Here is a 17817-nt window from a genome sequence, read left to right as displayed (position 1 = left end):
CGGCCTGTCTTTTGCTCAGTAGCCGTGCACGAGAAGATTCTTGAGGGTTTTCATCTCCTCGAGCGCGCGACCGGTTCCCAGCGCGACGCAGGATAGCGGGTCTTCGGCGACCGAGACCGGCAGCCCGGTGGCGTGGCGCAGCACCAGGTCGAGATTGCGCAGCAGCGCGCCGCCGCCGGTCAGGACGATGCCCTTGTCGACGATATCGGCGGCGAGTTCCGGCGCGGTGTTTTCGAGAGCGACCTTGACCGCCTCCATGATCTGGCTGACCGGCTCGGCTAGGCTCTCGGCGATCTGCCGCTCGGTGATGACGATTTCCTTGGGCACGCCGTTGGTCAGATCGCGCCCCTTGATCTGCAGATGCCGCCCCTCGCCGTCTTCGGGCGGGCAGGCGCAGCCGATTTCCTTCTTGATGCGCTCGGCGGAACTCTCGCCGATCAGCAGATTGTGATAGCGGCGGATGTAATTCTGGATCGCCTCGTCCATCTTGTCGCCGCCGACGCGCACCGAGCGCGAATAGACGATGCCGCCCAGCGACAAGACCGCGACCTCGGTCGTGCCGCCGCCGATATCGACCACCATCGAGCCGGTCGGCTCGGTCACCGGCAGGCCCGCGCCGATCGCCGCCGCCATCGGCTCCTCGATCAGGAACACGCTGCGCGCCCCGGCGTTTTCCGCCGCGCCCTGGATCGCGCGCCGCTCCACCGGCGTCGAGCCGGACGGCACGCAGATGATGATCTGCGGGTTGGCGAAGCTGCGGCGGTTATGCACCTTGCGGATGAAATGCTTGATCATCTCCTCCGCCACCTCGAAATCGGCGATCACGCCGTCGCGCAACGGACGGATGGCGCGGATGTTGGACGGCGTGCGCCCCAGCATCATCTTGGCCTCGTCGCCGACCGCCAGCACCTGCTTCTTGCCGCGGGATTCGGCGATGGCGACGACCGATGGCTCGTTCAGCACGATGCCGCGCCCGCGCACATAGACGAGCGTGTTGGCGGTGCCGAGATCGATGCCCATATCGGCGGACAGAAAACCAAGAAGATTGCCGAACATACATTTGCCTTTGATCTTTGATGGGTTCGCCGCCGCGCTCATGGCCGGACGGCTTCGCGCTATATATACGCCCCGCGCCGCCGCTTGGGAAGCCCGTCGCCGACGCGTCCTTGACTCTGCCGCCCATTCGTCTTTAGGATGATCTTGACGCTGGTGAAGACTGGCGTTGGGGCGTGATAACCCCTTACATAAGCGGTTTGTGTGACCGTTATTCGCACTCCTCGGCCTACCTGGGTCGGGGAGGCGCAAGTGCATGTCCAGGCCGCAAGGCTAAAGACTTGCGCGACCTTTCTTATGTAAGGTTTATCAACTCCCCGGCCACCAGAGAATTGTCTCTGGCTGGTTGCATTCGCGCCGGGGAATCGGACATGGGCCTATCGAAAGCAGCTATTGCCGGTTCGTTCATTCTCTTTCTTCTCTTGTGCCTGCCGCTGACGGTGCAAGCCGCCGATGATCCGGCGGCACCGGTACAATCGGGCGGGCTGTCCTGCTTCAGCGTCGAGCCGTCGAAACAACTGTCTTCTTCCCCGATAAAAAGCTGCGACGAACTGTGCGCGGCGCAAGGCGCGTCCTGCACCGGGATGCAGAACAGCGCCATGAACCCTCCGGTGGAATGCGCCGACCGGACGAACACCGCCTTTGCAGTATGCCGCTGCTGCAGGGTGGACAAGTGAAAGAGCGCGTTCTTAACCGCGCGTCAGCGCGCGCCCATTATTTCTTTGCGGAAGCGCCCGAAGTCATGAAGGGGGTTCCTCCATCCGGGGAACCCCCTCACCTGAAAAAACTAAGGACTTGCGCAAAAGCGCAAGCCCAAGGTTTTTCTTCCTCTCCCCCAAGGGGAGAGGGATACCACCGCGCTTGCTTCGCCAACGCGCCGGGAATGACGGCTCAGGCTCTTATTATAACGCCCCTGCTTTTTATGGCTCTGCTGCTTTTTTCCACGACAAGCACGCAGGCCGCCGAAAAGCAGATCGGCAACCCATGCACCAGCGACCGGAATTCCGCCGACTGGGATACGATCGCGCAGTGCGACGGGACGGCCTTTATCCGCGCACCGCTTATGATCGGTGCGGTGGTCAACCCGCCCTACGCTTCCACCGCCTGCGACGGCGGCAAGGCGGGCATGGTGCAATACACGGGCGGCGGCATTCAGCTATGCAACGGCACGGCCTGGGCCGCGCTGGCCGCGAGCGGCGGCGCGGGCGGCACCGCGCCCTTCGCGCTGGAGGCGAAGACAGCCGACGAGTCGGTGAGCAGCACGACGCTGCAGAATGACGACCACCTGAAATTCACGCTATCGGCCAATGAAAGCCGCTGGTTCACCGGCGTGCTTTATCTCAGCAGCGCCGACGCCACCTCCGACTTCAAGGCCGCTTTCACCGTGCCGAGCGGCGCGACCGGGCAGTGGCATCTGATCGCCAACGGAACGGGCCAGACGAACGTCACCAGCGTCACCCAGTCCCACAGCGCCACGATCACCGGCCAGCTTACCGCCGGCTCGGTCGGAACCGGCACGATCGGGGCGCTGGCGCTGTCTATCAGCGGCTATGTCGTGAACGCCGCCACGCAAGGCGACATCCAGCTGCAATGGGCGGCCAATGGCGCGGGCACCTCGACGCTGCTCAAAGGCAGCCACATGCTGTTCATCGGCTCGGGCGGCGGCGCGCCTTGCAACGACACCACCCCCCAGCCTTTCTTCTTTACCGATCTCGCGAATCAGACCGTCAACATAACGATCTATTCCGATATCCTGCAGCTCACCGGCTTTAACTGCGCGGTCAATGTTGCGGTTTCGGGAACCGGCTCGCCTTATTTCCGCGTCTGCAGCTCAAGCAACAGCACCGCCTGCGATTCCACGCCGGTGCAGGACTGGACGCCTGCCGGGACGATGGGCTCCATCCTGTCGGGGCAGTATCTGCAGCTGAAGCTGGCCAGCTCGCCGACGGGCGCGGTAACCAATACCGCGTCGGTCAGCGCGGGCAACACTTCGGACAATTGGAGCGTCGGAACGGCGGGCGATTGCGACGGCTCGCCCGCGCCCGGCACCCTCTGCGCCGACGGCACCGTCTATGCCGGGCTGTCTTCCGCTCCCGGCGCGCCGAAAATGTATGTCACGCGCTGCGACGGAGGCCGGTCGTGGGACGGATCGGCCTGTTCCGGGAGCAGAGCAACCTATACATGGAACAACGGCACCAGCAATTGGTCCGCCACGGGCGACGTGTGTGGCGTCAGCGCCAATGACGGCGAGGCGGTGACGGGCTGCATCGCCGCCATCACCGACAGCGGGAACGGCGCGCCGCATGCGGCGGCGCAGTTCTGCGACGGTCTCGACATGCATGGCCATGCGGACTGGTATCTGCCGTCCAGAAGCGAGCTCGATACCCTACGCATCAACCGCGCGGCCATCGGGGACTTCCGCTCCGATACGGTTCCAGACGGGAATAACGGGTACTGGTCGTCCACGGAGGTCATTTACGACCGTGCGTTGATGCAATGGTTCAGCGATGGCGACCAGGACGGCGACTTCAAGGCTAATGTCTGGTTCGTCCGCTGCGCGCGGAGATGACGCATCCGCGCGACACTGCGGCGCAAAAAATTTTCCCGCAAATAAAAAAATTATTGTTTCTTAAGAAACTTTGCCTTAAATGGAAATCAGAAGCGCACGCGCCACTGGCCCCAAGGATCGGACGGAAATACCACTCCGCCGGTTTCCCCACGTTGGTTTATGTAGCGACGCTTTCCGCCTTGCCTAGCATTTGCGAAGCAGGGACGTGGTATGCAGCCAAGGTTGCCTGAGTGTTGGGCGTCGTTTTGGTTGATGGAAGGCAAATTTCCGGTGTCTCTTTCGAGAGACGGCGGAGTATGCGGGGGACGGGCAAATAGGCCGTGTGCGCTGCCAGCTTGACGCTGGAAGGCCGCCGCGCCGCCGACGCTTCTCCCCACTTCATCAGTCCAATCCTACAACGCCTCTCATCGCTCTTGCCGTCTTGGCTGGTTTGTAACTTAAGGGCCTGTTCAGAATTTTGTCAGGCCGAGGCGAAAATGAGGGTTTTCGAGAACCGGAGCGCAAGCGTACTTAAAGGTACGCGCGCACCGGAAGCGCAGAAGACCCTCATTTGCAGCCCGGCATGACGGAATTCCGGCGGCCCACAGCGAGGGCCAGTGAGAGATGGATTACCATAACGTTGCGACGCCCGGCGAAATCGCCGGGAATCCTGACACTTATCCGCATGGCGGGGGCGACGAGACGCCCCGCTTCGCGTCGATCGCGGAAATGGTGAAAACGCTGCGTCCGGACATGCCGGCGCGCTGCTTCTTCCCGCACGCCTTGCGCGAAGCGGCGGAGACGTTTCTGCGCGGTTTTCCCGGCATTCCGCATTACGCGGTGAAATGCAATCCCGCGCCGCATGTGCTGAAGGGCCTTTTCGCGGCGGGAATCCGGCATTTCGACGTCGCGTCGATCGGGGAAATCCGCAGCCTGCGGATGCTGTGCCCCGGCGCGCATCTCGCCTTCATGCATCCGATCAAAAGCCGCGAAGCCATCGCCGAGGCTTATTTCGTCCATGGCGTGCGCGATTTCGCGGTGGACACGTTCGAGGAAATGCACAAAATCCTCGAAGCCACCCAGGCGGCGACGGACCTCAGCATCCATGTCCGCATCGCGGTGCCCAAGGGCAAGATCGCGCAGCAGGACCTGTCGCGCAAATTCGGCGCCGAGCCGGACGCCGCCGCGCAAATCCTGCGCGACGCCGACAAGGTGGCGCATAAGGTCGGCGTGACCTTCCATATCGGCTCGCAATGCATGGACCCCGCCGATTATACGCGGGCTATCGAATGCGCCGGACGGGTCGTCGCGGCGAGCGGCGTCTCCGTCGATGTCTTCAATGTCGGCGGCGGCTTTCCGGTCGCCTATCCGGGCCTCGAGCCGCCCCCGCTCGAGGATTATTTCGCCGCCATCCAGGGCGCGATCAAGGCGCTCAAGCTGCCGAAGGGCTGCCAAATCTGGGGCGAGCCGGGCCGGGCGCTGGTCGCCGCCTGCGAAACCGCCGTGTTGCGGGTCGAGCTGCGCAAGGCCGATGCGCTTTATCTGAATGACGGCGCGTACGGCACGCTGTTCGACGGGCGGTTTTTCGGCCTGCGCTATCCGGCGCAGCTTTACCGGCCCGGCCGCAAATGCGGCAAGGCGCTGCAGCCTTTCCGGTTCTACGGCCCGACCTGCGACGGCGAAGATTACGTCAACGGCCCCTTCATGCTGCCCGCCGACGCCCGCGAGGGCGACTGGATCGCCGTCGGGCAGCAAGGCTCCTACGGCAAGACGCTGAAGACCCGGTTCAACGGCTTCTATGACGAAATCCTGGCCGAGATCGATCCGGGCGCGGCGAATGTCATCAAGCTGCGGCCGCGCAAATCCAAATCCCATGTCAAAGAGGTCACCGCGCAATGAGCACGCCCGCGAAACCGAAAACCGTCGCCAACACCAAGGCGGAATTCCTGTCGACACCGGTCGAGCATATCGACATCACGTCGTTCGACGCCCGCCCGATCATCGAGGCGATGGACAAGATGTCCTTCACCTCGCGCGATCTCGCCCGCGCCACCGGCATGTTCAACGACATGCTGCGCGATCCGGAATGCACGATCATCCTCACGCTGGCGGGCGCGACTTCGGCGGGCGGCTGCATGCATGTCTATCGCGACCTGATCAAATACAACATGGTCGACGCGGTGGTGGCGACCGGCGCGAGCATCGTCGACATGGATTTCTTCGAGGCGCTGGGCTTCAAGCATTACCAGGGCACGCCGATGGCCGACGACCGCGAGCTGCGCAGCCATTACATCGATCGCATCTACGATACCTATATCGACGAGGAAGAGCTGCAGCATTGCGACGGCGCGATCCGCGAGATCGCCGACGGCCTGCCCGCCAAGCCCTATTCGAGCCGCGAATTCATCCGCCATATGGGAAAATACCTGAAAACCCATGCCAAGAAAAAGGAATCGCTGGTCGATCTGGCCTATGATCACGGCGTGCCGATTTTCTGTCCCGCTTTCACGGATTCCAGCGCCGGGCTCGGCCTCATCGTGCATCAGGCGAAAAACCCCGAGAAGCACATCACCATGGATTCGATCCGCGATTTCGGCGAGCTGACCCGGATCAAGATCGAGGCCGGCACCACCGGGCTTTTGATGGTCGGCGGCGGCGTGCCCAAAAACTTCACCCAGGACACGGTGATCGGCGCGGAACTCCTGGGCAAGGAAGTCCCGATGCACAAATATACCGTGCAAATCTCGGTGGCCGACGTGCGCGACGGCGCGCTGTCCAGCTCGACTCTGAAAGAAGCCTGCTCGTGGGGCAAGGTCGACATGGCGCAGGAACAGATGGTCTTCGCCGAAGCCGGCAGCGTGATGCCGCTGCTCGCCAGCGACGCCTATCATCGCGGCCACTGGAAAAACCGTCCGCGCCGGAACTGGTCGAAACTGTTCAAAGACTAGAACGGGAATGACGATCTTCGTTCCTCCCGAATGGGCAACCCAAAAAGCCATCTGGACCGGATGGCCGTCGCATCCCGATTTGTGGCTCGACAATCTCGAGCCCGCGCGGCGCGAGACGGCGGCGATGATTCTTGCGCTCGCCAAGGGACAGCCCGTCAAAGTCCTGGTGATGGGCGAGAATTCCATGGCGGCGGCGCGCGCGGCGCTGCCCCACCCGAATGTCGAATTGATCCCCGCCCGCTTCGGCGACATGTGGCAGCGCGACAGCGGCCTGGTCTTCGCGCGCGAGAATGGCAAGCCCGTCGCGCTGCATTTCCGCGTCAATGGGTGGGGCGGAAAATACGTGCTGCCTCATGATGACGAGGTGGCGGGTTTTATCGCCTCGCGCAGCGGGACGCCCTCGCGCCAGTTCGATTTCGTGCTCGAGGGCGGCTCGATCGAAGTGGACGACGCGGGCAATCTATTGACCACACGCCAGTGTCTGCTCAATCCCAACCGCAATCCCGGCATGTCGCAAACCGACATGGAGGCGAAACTGCGCGAAGCCTTCGGCGTCGAAAAGATTTTATGGCTCGACCGGGGATTGCTCAACGACCATACCGACGGCCATATCGATAATATCGCGCGCTTTATAGCAAAGGGGCACGTCGTATGCCAATCGCCGTCCGGCCACGATGATCCGAACCGCGAAACCCTGGATGCCATCGCCCGCGATCTCGAAGCCATGGGCATGGAGGTCGCGCGCATCCCGAGTCCAGGCCTGATTCTGAGCGAAGACGGCGAACCGGTTCCGGCGAGTCACGTCAACTATATCATCGGCAATAAAACCGTGGTGATGCCGGTCTATGAGGCGCATTATTCGGAAATGGCCGCTGAGGCATTGAAAGCATTATTTCCCGGACGGGACATCATCGCGCTGCCCGCCAATCATATCCTGACCGGCGGCGGCGCGTTCCACTGCATGACCCAGCAGGAGCCTGAATGATGACCGGCCAACTCACCCTCGGCGTCGTCCAGTGCAGCTTAAGCGACGACATGGACGCCAACATTAAGAAGATCGGCGCGCTGGTCGAAGAGGCGGCGCGCAAAGGCGCGCGCGTCGTATTGACGCCGGAACTGTTCCAGGGACATTATTTCTGCACCCGGCAGGACGAGAAAAACTTCTCCCGCGCCTTCCCCGCCGCCGAGCATCCCTGCGTGCTGGCGATGCAGAAGCTCGCGGCCAGGCATAAATTATTCCTGCCGGTGTCGATCTTCGAGCGCGACGGGCCGGGCTATTACAACAGCGTCGTGGCGGTAGGCCCGGACGGCGCGGTCATGGGAACGTACCGCAAGACCCACATCCCCGACGGGCCGGGCTACCAGGAGAAATTCTATTTCCGCCCCGGCGATACGGGCTATAAAGTCTGGGACACGCCGTGGGGCAGGATCGGCGTCGGCATCTGCTGGGACCAGTGGTTTCCCGAAGCCGCGCGCGGCATGATGCTGATGGGCGCGGATATTTTGCTCTATCCCACCGCCATCGGCAGCGAGCCGCACAAGCCTGAACTCGATACGCGGGATCGCTGGCGGCGGGCGCAGCAGGGCCACGCGGCTTCAAATGTCGTGCCGGTCGCGGCCTCGAACCGCATAGGAACCGAGACTGACGGCCAGGGCGGCGGCCAGAATTATTACGGCTCGTCCTTCATCACCGATCAGACCGGCGAGATCGTTCAGTCTTTGGGCCGGGATGAAGAAGGCATATTAATCCATGGCTTCGATCCCGCCGCCATCGCCGCCGAACGCGCCGCCTGGGGCTTTTTCCGGGACAGAAGGCCATAAGTCTGCCTATTGCCAAGGTTCTATATTGATAGCGAGCGCCCTATCGGATAGAACGTCCTGACTTCTGCCTAACTTTTGATTGCTGAATGCCCCAGTGGTGGAATTGGTAGACGCGGCAGACTCAAAATCTGCTATCCGCAAGGGTGTGGGGGTTCAAGTCCCTCCTGGGGCACCACGCTTCGCCCTTACGGGCTACGCGTGGCGCAGCCGCGATTAGACCGTTAGGACGAAGCAGTGTCCGGCGAAGCTCCCGAAGGGAGTGAAGACGGGCTAGTTCAGAGAATTGGCAATTTTAAGCGCTCAATATCACTGCACATCCATATACCAGGAGGAAAGCAGTTCCCCGCTTTCCCGATCATCGGTCATGCGTTCGGCGGCGATGACGATGAACAAACAGGCAAGAAGCGCCATGCCGATCACGGCGGCGAAACCCAGCATAACGGCGAACAGAATACTCATGAGCGCCTCCCGCTTATTAACGTGAATGGACGACAAAAAGGCGCGGCGTCCAATTTAATGGGCGCCGCGCCCCTGCTTAATCATCGGCAGGTTAGGCCGCCTGACGTATGCCGCGCAGCGCGCGACGGGCCGCATCGGCTTCATCTTCATCTTCCGGATGGACGACGAGAACGATTTTTCCTGCCCGGATGGCGGCTTCATACCGGCTCGCTTCTCCTTCATCGAGGCCAGCCTGGATCAATGCTCCGGTCAGGCCACCGACAATGGCGCCTGCGCTCGCGCCGGAAAGCGCCGCGACGACAGGGCCCACGACGAGAAAGCTGCTTCCGGGAATGGCAAGCGAGCCTACCGCCGTAAGGCCGGCGACCAGCGCAGCGAGCGCTCCGCCTATGCTGGCGCCCGTGACCCCGGCTTTCGCGGCGCGGTCGCTGACATCGCTGCTGCCGCTGCTGGTGCCGAAGATCGTGCGGCGCGCATTATCCGACATCAGCAGGCTAAGATGATCTTGATCGACGCCGTTGCGGGTCATTTCGGTGACGGCCTGTTCGGCTTCGAGGCGGTTGTCGAAAGTCGCGGTGATGGTCGTCATGGCGAACTCCTTTAAGGCTGGGGGAACGGTAAAATGATTCTCGCGTCAAGCGTAGAAGCGCCTCTGCAAGGGAGCGATAACCAGGGGGTTATTATTGTGTAAATTGTTGATAAGTCGGCCGGCGCGCCAATCGGCGTATTTTGTCACCGCTATGCCGGATTCATCCATGTGGTTACGCGAGGGCTCATTTTATCCATGCACAGCATGTGAATGACCGGTATAAGATAATGAACAAACTATCCCCATGATTAACAAGGCGGCAAAACAGCGGAAAACAGATTTTTCCCGGTGTTATAAATAAGTTTGCCGAACGAAGAATGCGGTCTTTTTCTTTTATCGCTCTGGAAAACTTGGGGATGGGATTCTTTTCCCGTTATTCACAGGGACAACATCTTTCAACAAACTATTTTTAAGTAAAATTGTTTTGCAGGAAAAAGAAAAAATCGGGCCATAGATTTCATTTTTGTTCTATAACACCGCCATGATTAAAAAATTACTTCAGGTCCTTGACGGTCAATCGGCGGCGGTTCCTCCCGTCTGGCTGATGCGCCAGGCCGGACGCTATTTGCCGGAATACCGGGCAACGCGAAAACAGGCCGGAGGTTTTCTCGATCTTTGCTTCAATCCGGAACTGGCCGCCGAGGTGACGCTGCAGCCCATCAGGCGTTTCGATTTCGATGCCGCGATTATTTTCGCCGATATTCTTCTTCTGCCGCATGCGCTCGGGCGAAACCTGACTTTTACCGAGGGCGAAGGGCCAAGGCTGAATCCGCTGCGTGGCATGAAGGAAATAGAAAGTAACGACGCCGGAAATCGCCTCGATCAGGTTTTCGAATCTTTGCGGCGCGTCAGAAAAATCCTGGCGCCGGACAAGGCGCTCATCGGCTTTTGCGGCGCGCCGTGGACGGTCGCCTGCTATATGATCGATGGTCAGGGCGGCGGAGGTTTTCCGGAAACGAAGGTATTTTCTACTGAAAAGCGCGAAGAGTTTTTATATCTGCTCGATTTTCTGGCGGATGCGAGCGCCGATTATCTTTGCCGTCAGATCGAGGCCGGCGCGGATGCCGTGCAGATATTCGATAGTTGGGCGGGCCTTGCGACCGAAGAGAGTTTTCATGATTTTATTATAGCGCCCACGCGAAAAATCACTGCTCTCGTCAGAAAGAAAATTCCCGGCGCGAAGATCATAGGTTTTCCGCGCGGCGCGGGGAAAAATTACCGGAATTATGTCAAGCAAACCGGAATAGACGCCGTCGGCCTGGATCAGGATGTCGCGCTCGAACAAGCCGTTGAATTGCAGCGCGATATCGTGGTGCAGGGCAATCTCGCGCCGGAAATTCTGACGGAAGGCGGCGGCGCGATGCGCCGCGCCGTCGCGGACATATTGGAAAGGCTCGGCGGCAAACCGTTCATTTTCAATCTCGGCCATGGGATTTCCAAGGAAACGCCGCCGGATCATGTCGCCGAGCTGGTGCGCCTCGTTCGCGGCGGCTCCCAATGAAAATCGCGGTCGTTCTGTTCAATCTCGGCGGGCCGGACAGCCTTGACGCGGTCGAGCCTTTTCTTCGCAACCTGTTTAGCGATCCGAAAATCTTGCGCCTGCCCTGGCTGATCCGTGCGCCGCTGGCGACATGGATCGCCCGCAGGCGGGTCAAAACCGCGCGGGGGATATATGCCAGCATCGGCGGCGCGTCGCCGCTGCTGCCGAATACCGAAGCTCAGGCAAAGGCGCTGGAAGCGGCGCTTGGCGATCTCGGCGAGGTCAAAAGCTTCATCGCCATGCGTTACTGGCATCCGAGGGCCGAAGAAACCGCGCGCCGGGTCGCGGAATTTTCTCCCGATGAGATTATTCTGCTGCCGCTTTACCCGCAATTCTCCACCACGACCACGGCCTCGAGCTATGCCGAATGGCGGCGCGAGGCGAAGCGCGCCGGTCTGACGGCGCGGACCAGGATGATATGCTGCTATCCCGAAGAGGCTGGCTTTATCGAAACCATGGCCGCTTCGATCCGCGCGGCCTATGCCGAGGCTTCGGCGCACGGCAGGCCGCGCCTGCTGTTCTCGGCGCACGGCTTGCCGGAAAAAATTATCCGGGCGGGCGACCCCTATCAGGCGCAATGCGAGCGCACGGCGGCCGCCCTCGTCCGTGCGCTGGCGATCCCCGGCCTCGACTGGGTAAGCTGCTATCAAAGCCGCGTCGGCCCGCTCAAATGGATCGGCCCGGCGACCGAAGCGGAAATCGCGCGCGCCGGACGCGATAAGGTTCCGGTGATCGTCGCGCCGGTCGCCTTCGTCTCGGAACATGTGGAGACCCTGGTCGAGCTCGATATAGAATACCGGCATCTGGCGATGCAAGGCGGCGCGCCGTTTTACGCGCGGGTGCCCGCCGTCAGCACGGCGCCGCGTTTCATCGCCGGTCTTGACGGTCTTGTGCGCGCCGCGCTGGCGGGCGATAAAACCGTTTGCGGGCCGGAAGGAAAACGGATTTGCGCCAGGGAATTTTGCGGCTGCCCCCAATGAAGGCTGTTATCATGAAGGCCGTCACGCGGAGAATCTGACCATGTATCTCTGGATCAAAGCCCTGCATGTCGTCGCCGTCATCGCCTGGATGGCGGGGATGCTGTATCTGCCACGGCTTTACGTCTATCACGCGGAAGCTGCGCCAGGTTCCGACCGGATCGAGATTTTCAAGATCATGGAGCGGCGCCTGCTGCGCTATATCGTCAACCCGGCGATGATCGCGGCGATGATTTTCGGGTTTTGGATGCTGGCGCTCGATCCGGGAATTTTGCATCAGGGCTGGATGCATGTGAAACTGACCCTCGTCATCGCCATGACCGCGCTGCACGGCATGTTCGCGCGCTGGCGGCGGGATTTCGCCGAAGGCCGCAATAAAAAGTCACCGCGCTTTTACCGTATCGTCAATGAAGCCGTGACGCTTTTGATGATCGGAATCGTCATCATGGCCGTGGTGAAGCCGTTTTGAATAATATTTGACATCCGGGGGCAAACCCGCTAACTAATCCTTAATCCCGCTGCATTATCTTGGTGGCATACCTTTTGTCACCCCATGTCCGCCGGACCTCAATAAATCGCCCTCGATAAAATTTCCGAATTCGCCGCCAGCAATTTGGGCTGCTTTGCAAGCGAACCGGCGCCACCCCAACCCACAGACTCGATTACCGGCTTTCCCCATAACCTGAACCCCCCTTATCCCGATGAATCTCCGCGAATTGAAGGCCAAGACGCCCGCAGAATTGCTGGCCTTCGCCGAAGAACTCCAAATCGAAAGCGCCTCGACCCTGCGCAAGCAGGATATGATGTTCGCGATCCTGAAGTCGCTTGCCGAAAAGGATCAGGCGATCCATGGCGAAGGCGTGCTGGAGGTTCTGCAGGACGGCTTCGGTTTCCTGCGCTCGCCGGAATCCAACTATCTGCCGGGGCCGGACGATATCTATGTTTCGCCGAGCCAGGTGCGGAAATTCAGCCTGCGCACCGGCGACACGGTGGAGGGCCAGATTCGCGCGCCCAAGGACGGCGAGCGTTATTTCGCGCTGCTCAAGGTCAATCAGATCAATTTCGACGATCCGGACAAAGTCCGCCACCGCATCAATTTCGACAATCTGACGCCGCTTTATCCGAATTCGCGGCTCAAGCTGGAGCTTTCGGATCCGACCAAGAAAGAATACACCACCCGGATCATCGATCTGATCGCGCCGCTCGGCAAAGGCCAGCGCGGCCTGATCGTCGCGCCGCCGCGCACCGGCAAGACCGTGATGCTGCAGAACATCGCCCACGCGATCGCGGTCAATCATCCGGAAGTTTATCTGATCGTTCTTTTGATCGACGAACGGCCCGAAGAAGTCACCGACATGGCGCGTTCGGTCAAGGGCGAGGTCATCTCATCGACGTTCGACGAGCCGGCCGCCCGCCACGTGCAGGTCGCGGAAATGGTGATCGAAAAGGCCAAGCGCCTGGTCGAGCATAAACGCGACGTGGTGATCCTGCTCGACTCGATCACGCGCCTGGCGCGCGCCTACAACACCGTCGTCCCGTCCTCGGGCAAGGTTCTGACCGGCGGCGTGGACGCCAACGCGCTGCAGCGTCCCAAGCGCTTCTTCGGCGCGGCGCGCAATATCGAGGAAGGCGGCTCGCTGACCATTCTCGCCACCGCGCTGATCGATACCGGCAGCCGCATGGACGAAGTTATTTTCGAAGAATTCAAGGGCACCGGCAATTCGGAAATCATCCTCGACCGCAAGCTTTCCGACCGCCGCACTTTCCCCGCCATCGACATCACCAAGTCCGGCACCCGCAAGGAAGAGCTGCTGGTCGACAAGGCCACCATGACCAAGATGTGGGTGCTGCGCCGCATCCTGCTGCCGATGGGCGTGACCGACGCGGTCGAATTCCTGCTCGACAAACTCAAGCACAGCAAGGCGAACAGCGAATTCTTCGACTCGATGAATCAGTAGGGCCTGAACCATCCCGTCTCCGAAGGGCGCGTAGAAGCTCCGGTTGATTTTTTATCACCGGGGACGTTAGAATTCCAGGATGACGAGCGGAAAACAGCCCCATATCCTCAACGCTTCCTCGAATCTTCTGGGCATCTGCTTCGTGCTGATTTCGGGATTGAAACTGACCGGCTCCAGCGAAGACACGCTGGCGGATGAGATATGCCTGGTCGCCGCCATCCTGCTGCTGGGAAGCTGCGTGCTTTCCTATATTTCGCTGCGAACGGAACACGGATCGCTGTTCTATGAGAAAATAGCCGATTACTTTTTCCTCACCGCGCTGTTTTGTCTTTTTATCGCCGTGATGATTTTCGGCACGGGGATTCTTTAAGGCCCGTTGGAAAGGGTGATAGTGTGACATTTGTCCCCTTTCATCCACAGGCGCTTTCATTTGTTCCGCCTTCGGAACAGAGCATATACAAACAGGATCGTTTCGCACTGCAAAAGAAAAAGTCTTGATATTGTCCTAACAAAATCGCCGTTTTGGGGATTTTTCCGCTGGTTTTAAATGCGCTTAATTCAGTGTTAAACAATGGCGTGCCATCCTGTGGATAAGGTATAAAAGCCTTCTTGGCGAATGAAGATCGGTAAGCGGGACGGCGGCATTTCATGATTTGGCTTCAATACTTTCATTGGGTTTTCCTGACAGGAGCGGCGGGCTTGACGATTGCGGCGGCAGTGAGCGATGCGCGTAGTTTCCGCATTCCCAATTGGGTTTGGGCTGGCCTTGCCGCGCTGTTTCCGCTTTATGTGCTGTCCGCGCCGCGTGAAGTTCCATGGGAGCAGCATATCGGAGTCTCCGCGCTGGTGCTGGCCATCGGTTTCGCGCTGTTCGCGGGCAATTTCGCCGGAGCCGGGGATGTCAAATTCCTGGCGGCCACGGCGCTCTGGTCGGGTCCGAAGCTGATCGGCGTGCTGCTGGTCGTCACCGGGCTGGCCGGCGGCGTTCTGGCGCTCGGCTATGTCATGGCCGGCCTGTGGGCGCGGAATCGTACAAGCGCCGAGGGCGCCGCGAGCCTTCCTGGCGGCATCATGCACGGGCTTACCAAGGTCGCCATTCCCTACGGCATCGCCATCGCCGCAGGCAGCCTCGCTGCCTTCGGCATGATGGCCGATCCGGCGTTGTTCTGAATATTACCCGGCAGAGGTTCGAACTCTCATGTCATCGCGGAAACTCATTCTGCTGCTGCTTGCGCTGGTCATTGCCGGCGGCACGATCGTGCTCGTGCGGCAGGCGCTCGCGCCGCCCACGACCGAAGAAGAGGCCAAGAAGGAAGAGCCCGCCGGCCCCAATGTCCTGGTGGCGGCGCGCGATCTCGCTCCCGGCAGCCTGCTGAGGGACAGCGACCTGAAATGGCAGGTCTGGACCGCCGAGCCCAAGGCCGCGATGGTCATCAAGGACAAGCCCGAGACCGGCGACCGGATGGATTATGCCGGCGCGCTCACCCGAAGCGGCATGCGCGCCGGGGAGCCGGTTCTGGCGGGCCGGGTTTTCAAGACCAACGAACAGGGCTTCCTGTCGGCGGCGCTGGCGCCGGGCATGAGGGCCATTTCGGTTAAGATTACGCCGGTGACCGGCGTCGCGGGCCTGATTTTTCCCGGCGACCGCGTTGATGTCATCGTCGCGCATAACGTGGTGGTGCCGGGCGCGGAAGGGCAGAACCAGCGCCGGGTCAGCGAAACCATCGTCGCCAATGCCAGGGTGCTGGCCCTCGACCAGAAGACCGACGAAAAAGCCACCGACCCCAAGCTCGCGGATGTCGCGACCATCGAAGTGACGCCCAGGGACGCCGAAAAAGTCGCGCTGGCGGCGGACTGGAACGGCACCATGTCCCTCGTGCTGCGCAGCCTTGGCGGAGAAGAAGCCGCGGGCGGCACGGCCACCGGCGGGTCCGCGTCGCCGAAGCGCGGCGGCCCTACCTGGGACAGCGACGTCAGCGGCGCGCTGGAAAGGCCTGGCGGCATGGCGGTCCGGCACCGGGTTCAGATCATTCGCGGCAAGGACACGTCCGAAATCAATTTCGAGCAATGAGGCGAGAGGCCATGATCCGCATATTCCTTCTGCTTCTAACGCTGGCCATGCTGCCGTCTTTTCCGGCGCTTGCCGACGATCTTCCCTTGCGCGTCGAAATCGACCGGGGCGAGACCATCGAGCTGCCGGAGCCGGCGAAATCGGTCTTCATCGCCAATCCCGACATCGCCGACATCCAAATCCTGTCCCCGACCACGGTCATGGTGTTCGGCAAGAAAATGGGCGAGACCACGCTGATGGCGGTCGGCGCCAACAACAAGACCCTCGACAAGCGCCGCGTGCATGTCGACATGAATGTCAGCGCGGTGTCCGGCGCGCTTGCCGCGCTGCTGCCTGAAAGCCGCATCAGGGTGACGGGCATGCCCGACGGCATCATGCTGACCGGCATCGTCAAGGACCCCGGCGCGGCGGAAGACGCGCGCCGCGTGGCCGCCCGCTTTGTGTCCGACAAGGGCGAGATCATCAATCGCCTTCAGGTGCAGGCGTCCAACCAGATCAATCTGCGCGTCCGCGTCGCCGAGGTGGCGCGCTCCGTCAACCGTTTCTTCGGCATCAACTGGGCCACCGCCTTCAAGGCGAGCGGATTCGCCTTCGGCCTGACGAACGGCGCGGCCATCGTCAACGCGCCCGACGCTTTCGGCCTGAACACGAACCGTCCCGGCACGCCGACGGCGGCCAATACGTTCAATTTCGGTCAAGAGGGTCCGGGCCACGACATCAACGGCTTCATCGACGCGCTGGCCTCCGACGGGCTGATCACGCTCCTCTCCGAGCCTAATCTGACCGCGATGTCGGGCGAAACGGCCTCGTTCCTGGCGGGCGGCGAATATCCGATCCTGGTGCCGCAGTCCAACGGGCAGATTTCCATCGAATACAAGAATTTCGGCGTCAAGCTGTCCTTCACGCCGACCCTGATCAACGAGAGCCGCATCAATATCAAGGTGCGGCCGGAGGTCAGCGAGCTGAGTTCCAACGGCGCGGTGGTGCTGCAGAATTTCTCGATTCCCGCGCTCAAGGTCCGGCGCGCCGAGACCACGGTGGAGCTGGCGAGCGGGCAGAGCTTCGCGATCGCCGGGATGCTGTCCAACAACAGCAACCAGAATGTCGATAAATTCCCCTTCCTGGGCGATACGCCGGTGCTGGGGCCGCTGTTCCGCTCGACGCGCTTCCAGCGCGGAGAAACCGAGCTGGTCATTATCGTGACGCCCTATCTGGTGCGTCCGTCGGGCGAGCAGCTGGCGCTGCCGACGGACGGCCTCGCGCCGCCGGATGAAGCCGAGCGCATTCTCGATCAGCGCACGGCCAGCGCCGACACCGGCAAGAAGCCGGCCAGCGGCGCGCCGACGGCGATCCTGGTCCAGCCCGTGTCTCATGCCGCGCCTTCCGGAAGCGGCGGCTTTATCGTGGAGTAAGATCATGGATTCTCCGGCATCGGTCAAAACATCGCGGTCTGCGTTTTTCGCCTCCGGGCTTTTTGTCCTGCTGCTCCTGCCGCTGCTCGGCGGCTGCATCACGGACATGAAGGACGATCCCGTTTCCAGGAATCCGGATCACCGGATCGTCGTGGCGCCCATCGCGCCGGGAAGCAAAACGCTCAAAGCCTATCCGCCCGAATGCCCGTCATGGGCCGAGCATCGGCCCGCTTACGACGACAATATGCCGCAGCCCCAGATCGGCTGCGCCACCCAGCGCAATCTCGCCTTGACGATCGATGAGCCCGCCGATCTCGTCGAAGGCCGCAAGCTCGGGAAACAGGACGCCACCCGCGCGGCGTCGAACATGAAGCGCTATCACGACGACAAAGCCAAGGGGCTTTACGATCCGACCCAGCTCCCGGCGCCGAAGGAGTAACG

Annotated in this window: 18 protein-coding genes and 1 tRNA gene; 16 read left to right on the top strand and 3 right to left on the bottom strand. The window is 61.2% G+C overall.

Translation table 11 applies throughout. The features are described 5' to 3' along the window. Positions 1–15: 15 nt before the first annotated feature. A complete protein-coding gene (locus WDO70_01280) occupies positions 16–1056 on the bottom strand; it encodes a rod shape-determining protein (protein ID MEJ0061856.1) in 1041 nt (346 codons plus the stop codon). 368 nt (positions 1057–1424) lie between these two features. On the opposite strand from WDO70_01280, the gene WDO70_01275 reads away from it, so the two are divergent. The 7 genes from WDO70_01275 (at position 1425) to WDO70_01245 (ending at position 8545) form a co-directional block, all read left to right on the top strand. Beyond that, entirely contained in the window at positions 1425–1730 is a 306-nt protein-coding gene (locus tag WDO70_01275; GenBank protein MEJ0061855.1) for a hypothetical protein, read from the top strand. Between the two features lie 245 nt (positions 1731–1975). Beyond that, positions 1976–3622, top strand: a complete 1647-nt coding sequence (locus tag WDO70_01270; protein ID MEJ0061854.1) for a DUF1566 domain-containing protein — start codon at positions 1976–1978, stop codon at positions 3620–3622. A gap of 603 nt (positions 3623–4225) precedes the next feature. After that, complete coding sequence (locus WDO70_01265) at positions 4226–5500, top strand: type III PLP-dependent enzyme (protein ID MEJ0061853.1); 1275 nt, start codon at positions 4226–4228, stop codon at positions 5498–5500. Continuing rightward, the gene (locus WDO70_01260) at positions 5497–6549 is read left to right on the top strand and encodes a deoxyhypusine synthase (protein ID MEJ0061852.1); all 1053 of its coding nucleotides are present in this window, start codon (positions 5497–5499) and stop codon (positions 6547–6549) included. Before WDO70_01265 ends, WDO70_01260 begins: the two co-directional genes overlap by 4 nt. Positions 6550–6556: 7 nt before the next feature. Next, positions 6557–7534, top strand: a complete 978-nt coding sequence (locus WDO70_01255; protein ID MEJ0061851.1) for an agmatine deiminase family protein — start codon at positions 6557–6559, stop codon at positions 7532–7534. Further along, entirely contained in the window at positions 7534–8370 is an 837-nt protein-coding gene (gene aguB, locus WDO70_01250) for an N-carbamoylputrescine amidase (protein MEJ0061850.1), read from the top strand. Before WDO70_01255 ends, aguB begins: the two co-directional genes overlap by 1 nt. A gap of 88 nt (positions 8371–8458) precedes the next feature. Then, positions 8459–8545, top strand: a tRNA-Leu gene (locus tag WDO70_01245). A 131-nt stretch (positions 8546–8676) separates the two neighbouring features. Here the strand turns inward: WDO70_01245 and WDO70_01240 are convergent. Together WDO70_01240 and WDO70_01235 are read right to left on the bottom strand one after the other, a co-directional pair. Continuing rightward, positions 8677–8829, bottom strand: coding sequence for a hypothetical protein (locus WDO70_01240; protein MEJ0061849.1), 153 nt, complete (start codon positions 8827–8829; stop codon positions 8677–8679). 91 nt (positions 8830–8920) lie between these two features. Further along, positions 8921–9418: a hypothetical protein gene (locus tag WDO70_01235; GenBank protein ID MEJ0061848.1), complete on the bottom strand. Its 498-nt coding sequence runs from the start codon at positions 9416–9418 to the stop codon at positions 8921–8923. Positions 9419–9899: 481 nt separating this feature from the next. Here WDO70_01235 and hemE point away from each other — a divergent pair, with 481 nt between their 5' ends. The 9 genes from hemE to WDO70_01190 all read left to right on the top strand — a co-directional run bounded on the left by hemE (position 9900) and on the right by WDO70_01190 (position 17815). Then, on the top strand, positions 9900–10919 hold the full coding sequence (gene hemE, locus WDO70_01230) for a uroporphyrinogen decarboxylase (protein MEJ0061847.1): 1020 nt from the start codon (positions 9900–9902) through the stop codon (positions 10917–10919). Further along, positions 10916–11938 (top strand): ferrochelatase, encoded by a 1023-nt coding sequence (gene hemH / locus WDO70_01225; GenBank protein MEJ0061846.1) that lies wholly within the window; start codon positions 10916–10918, stop codon positions 11936–11938. Before hemE ends, hemH begins: the two co-directional genes overlap by 4 nt. Before the next feature lie 40 nt (positions 11939–11978). Continuing rightward, a complete protein-coding gene (gene hemJ / locus WDO70_01220; protein MEJ0061845.1) occupies positions 11979–12404 on the top strand; it encodes a protoporphyrinogen oxidase HemJ in 426 nt (141 codons plus the stop codon). Positions 12405–12636: 232 nt separating this feature from the next. Then, a complete protein-coding gene (gene rho / locus WDO70_01215) occupies positions 12637–13893 on the top strand; it encodes a transcription termination factor Rho (GenBank protein ID MEJ0061844.1) in 1257 nt (418 codons plus the stop codon). Positions 13894–13972: 79 nt separating this feature from the next. Further along, on the top strand, positions 13973–14263 hold the full coding sequence (locus WDO70_01210) for a hypothetical protein (GenBank protein MEJ0061843.1): 291 nt from the start codon (positions 13973–13975) through the stop codon (positions 14261–14263). Positions 14264–14541: 278 nt separating this feature from the next. Continuing rightward, positions 14542–15063, top strand: a complete 522-nt coding sequence (locus WDO70_01205; GenBank protein MEJ0061842.1) for a prepilin peptidase — start codon at positions 14542–14544, stop codon at positions 15061–15063. Positions 15064–15091: 28 nt separating this feature from the next. Continuing rightward, positions 15092–15964 carry a Flp pilus assembly protein CpaB gene (cpaB, locus tag WDO70_01200; GenBank protein ID MEJ0061841.1) on the top strand — a complete coding sequence of 291 codons (873 nt, stop codon included), beginning with the start codon at positions 15092–15094 and terminating at the stop codon, positions 15962–15964. An 11-nt stretch (positions 15965–15975) separates the two neighbouring features. Continuing rightward, positions 15976–17376: a type II and III secretion system protein family protein gene (locus tag WDO70_01195; protein ID MEJ0061840.1), complete on the top strand. Its 1401-nt coding sequence runs from the start codon at positions 15976–15978 to the stop codon at positions 17374–17376. A 4-nt stretch (positions 17377–17380) separates the two neighbouring features. Next, positions 17381–17815, top strand: coding sequence for a CpaD family pilus assembly lipoprotein (locus tag WDO70_01190; GenBank protein ID MEJ0061839.1), 435 nt, complete (start codon positions 17381–17383; stop codon positions 17813–17815). The last annotated feature ends 2 nt before the right edge of the window (positions 17816–17817 follow it).

The sequence above is a fragment of the Alphaproteobacteria bacterium genome (assembly GCA_037200005.1).
Classification (GTDB): domain Bacteria; phylum Pseudomonadota; class Alphaproteobacteria; order UBA9219; family RFNS01; genus JBBCGY01.
Note: the sequence above shows the minus strand (reverse complement) of the source record. Positions and strands in the feature narration are given on the sequence as shown.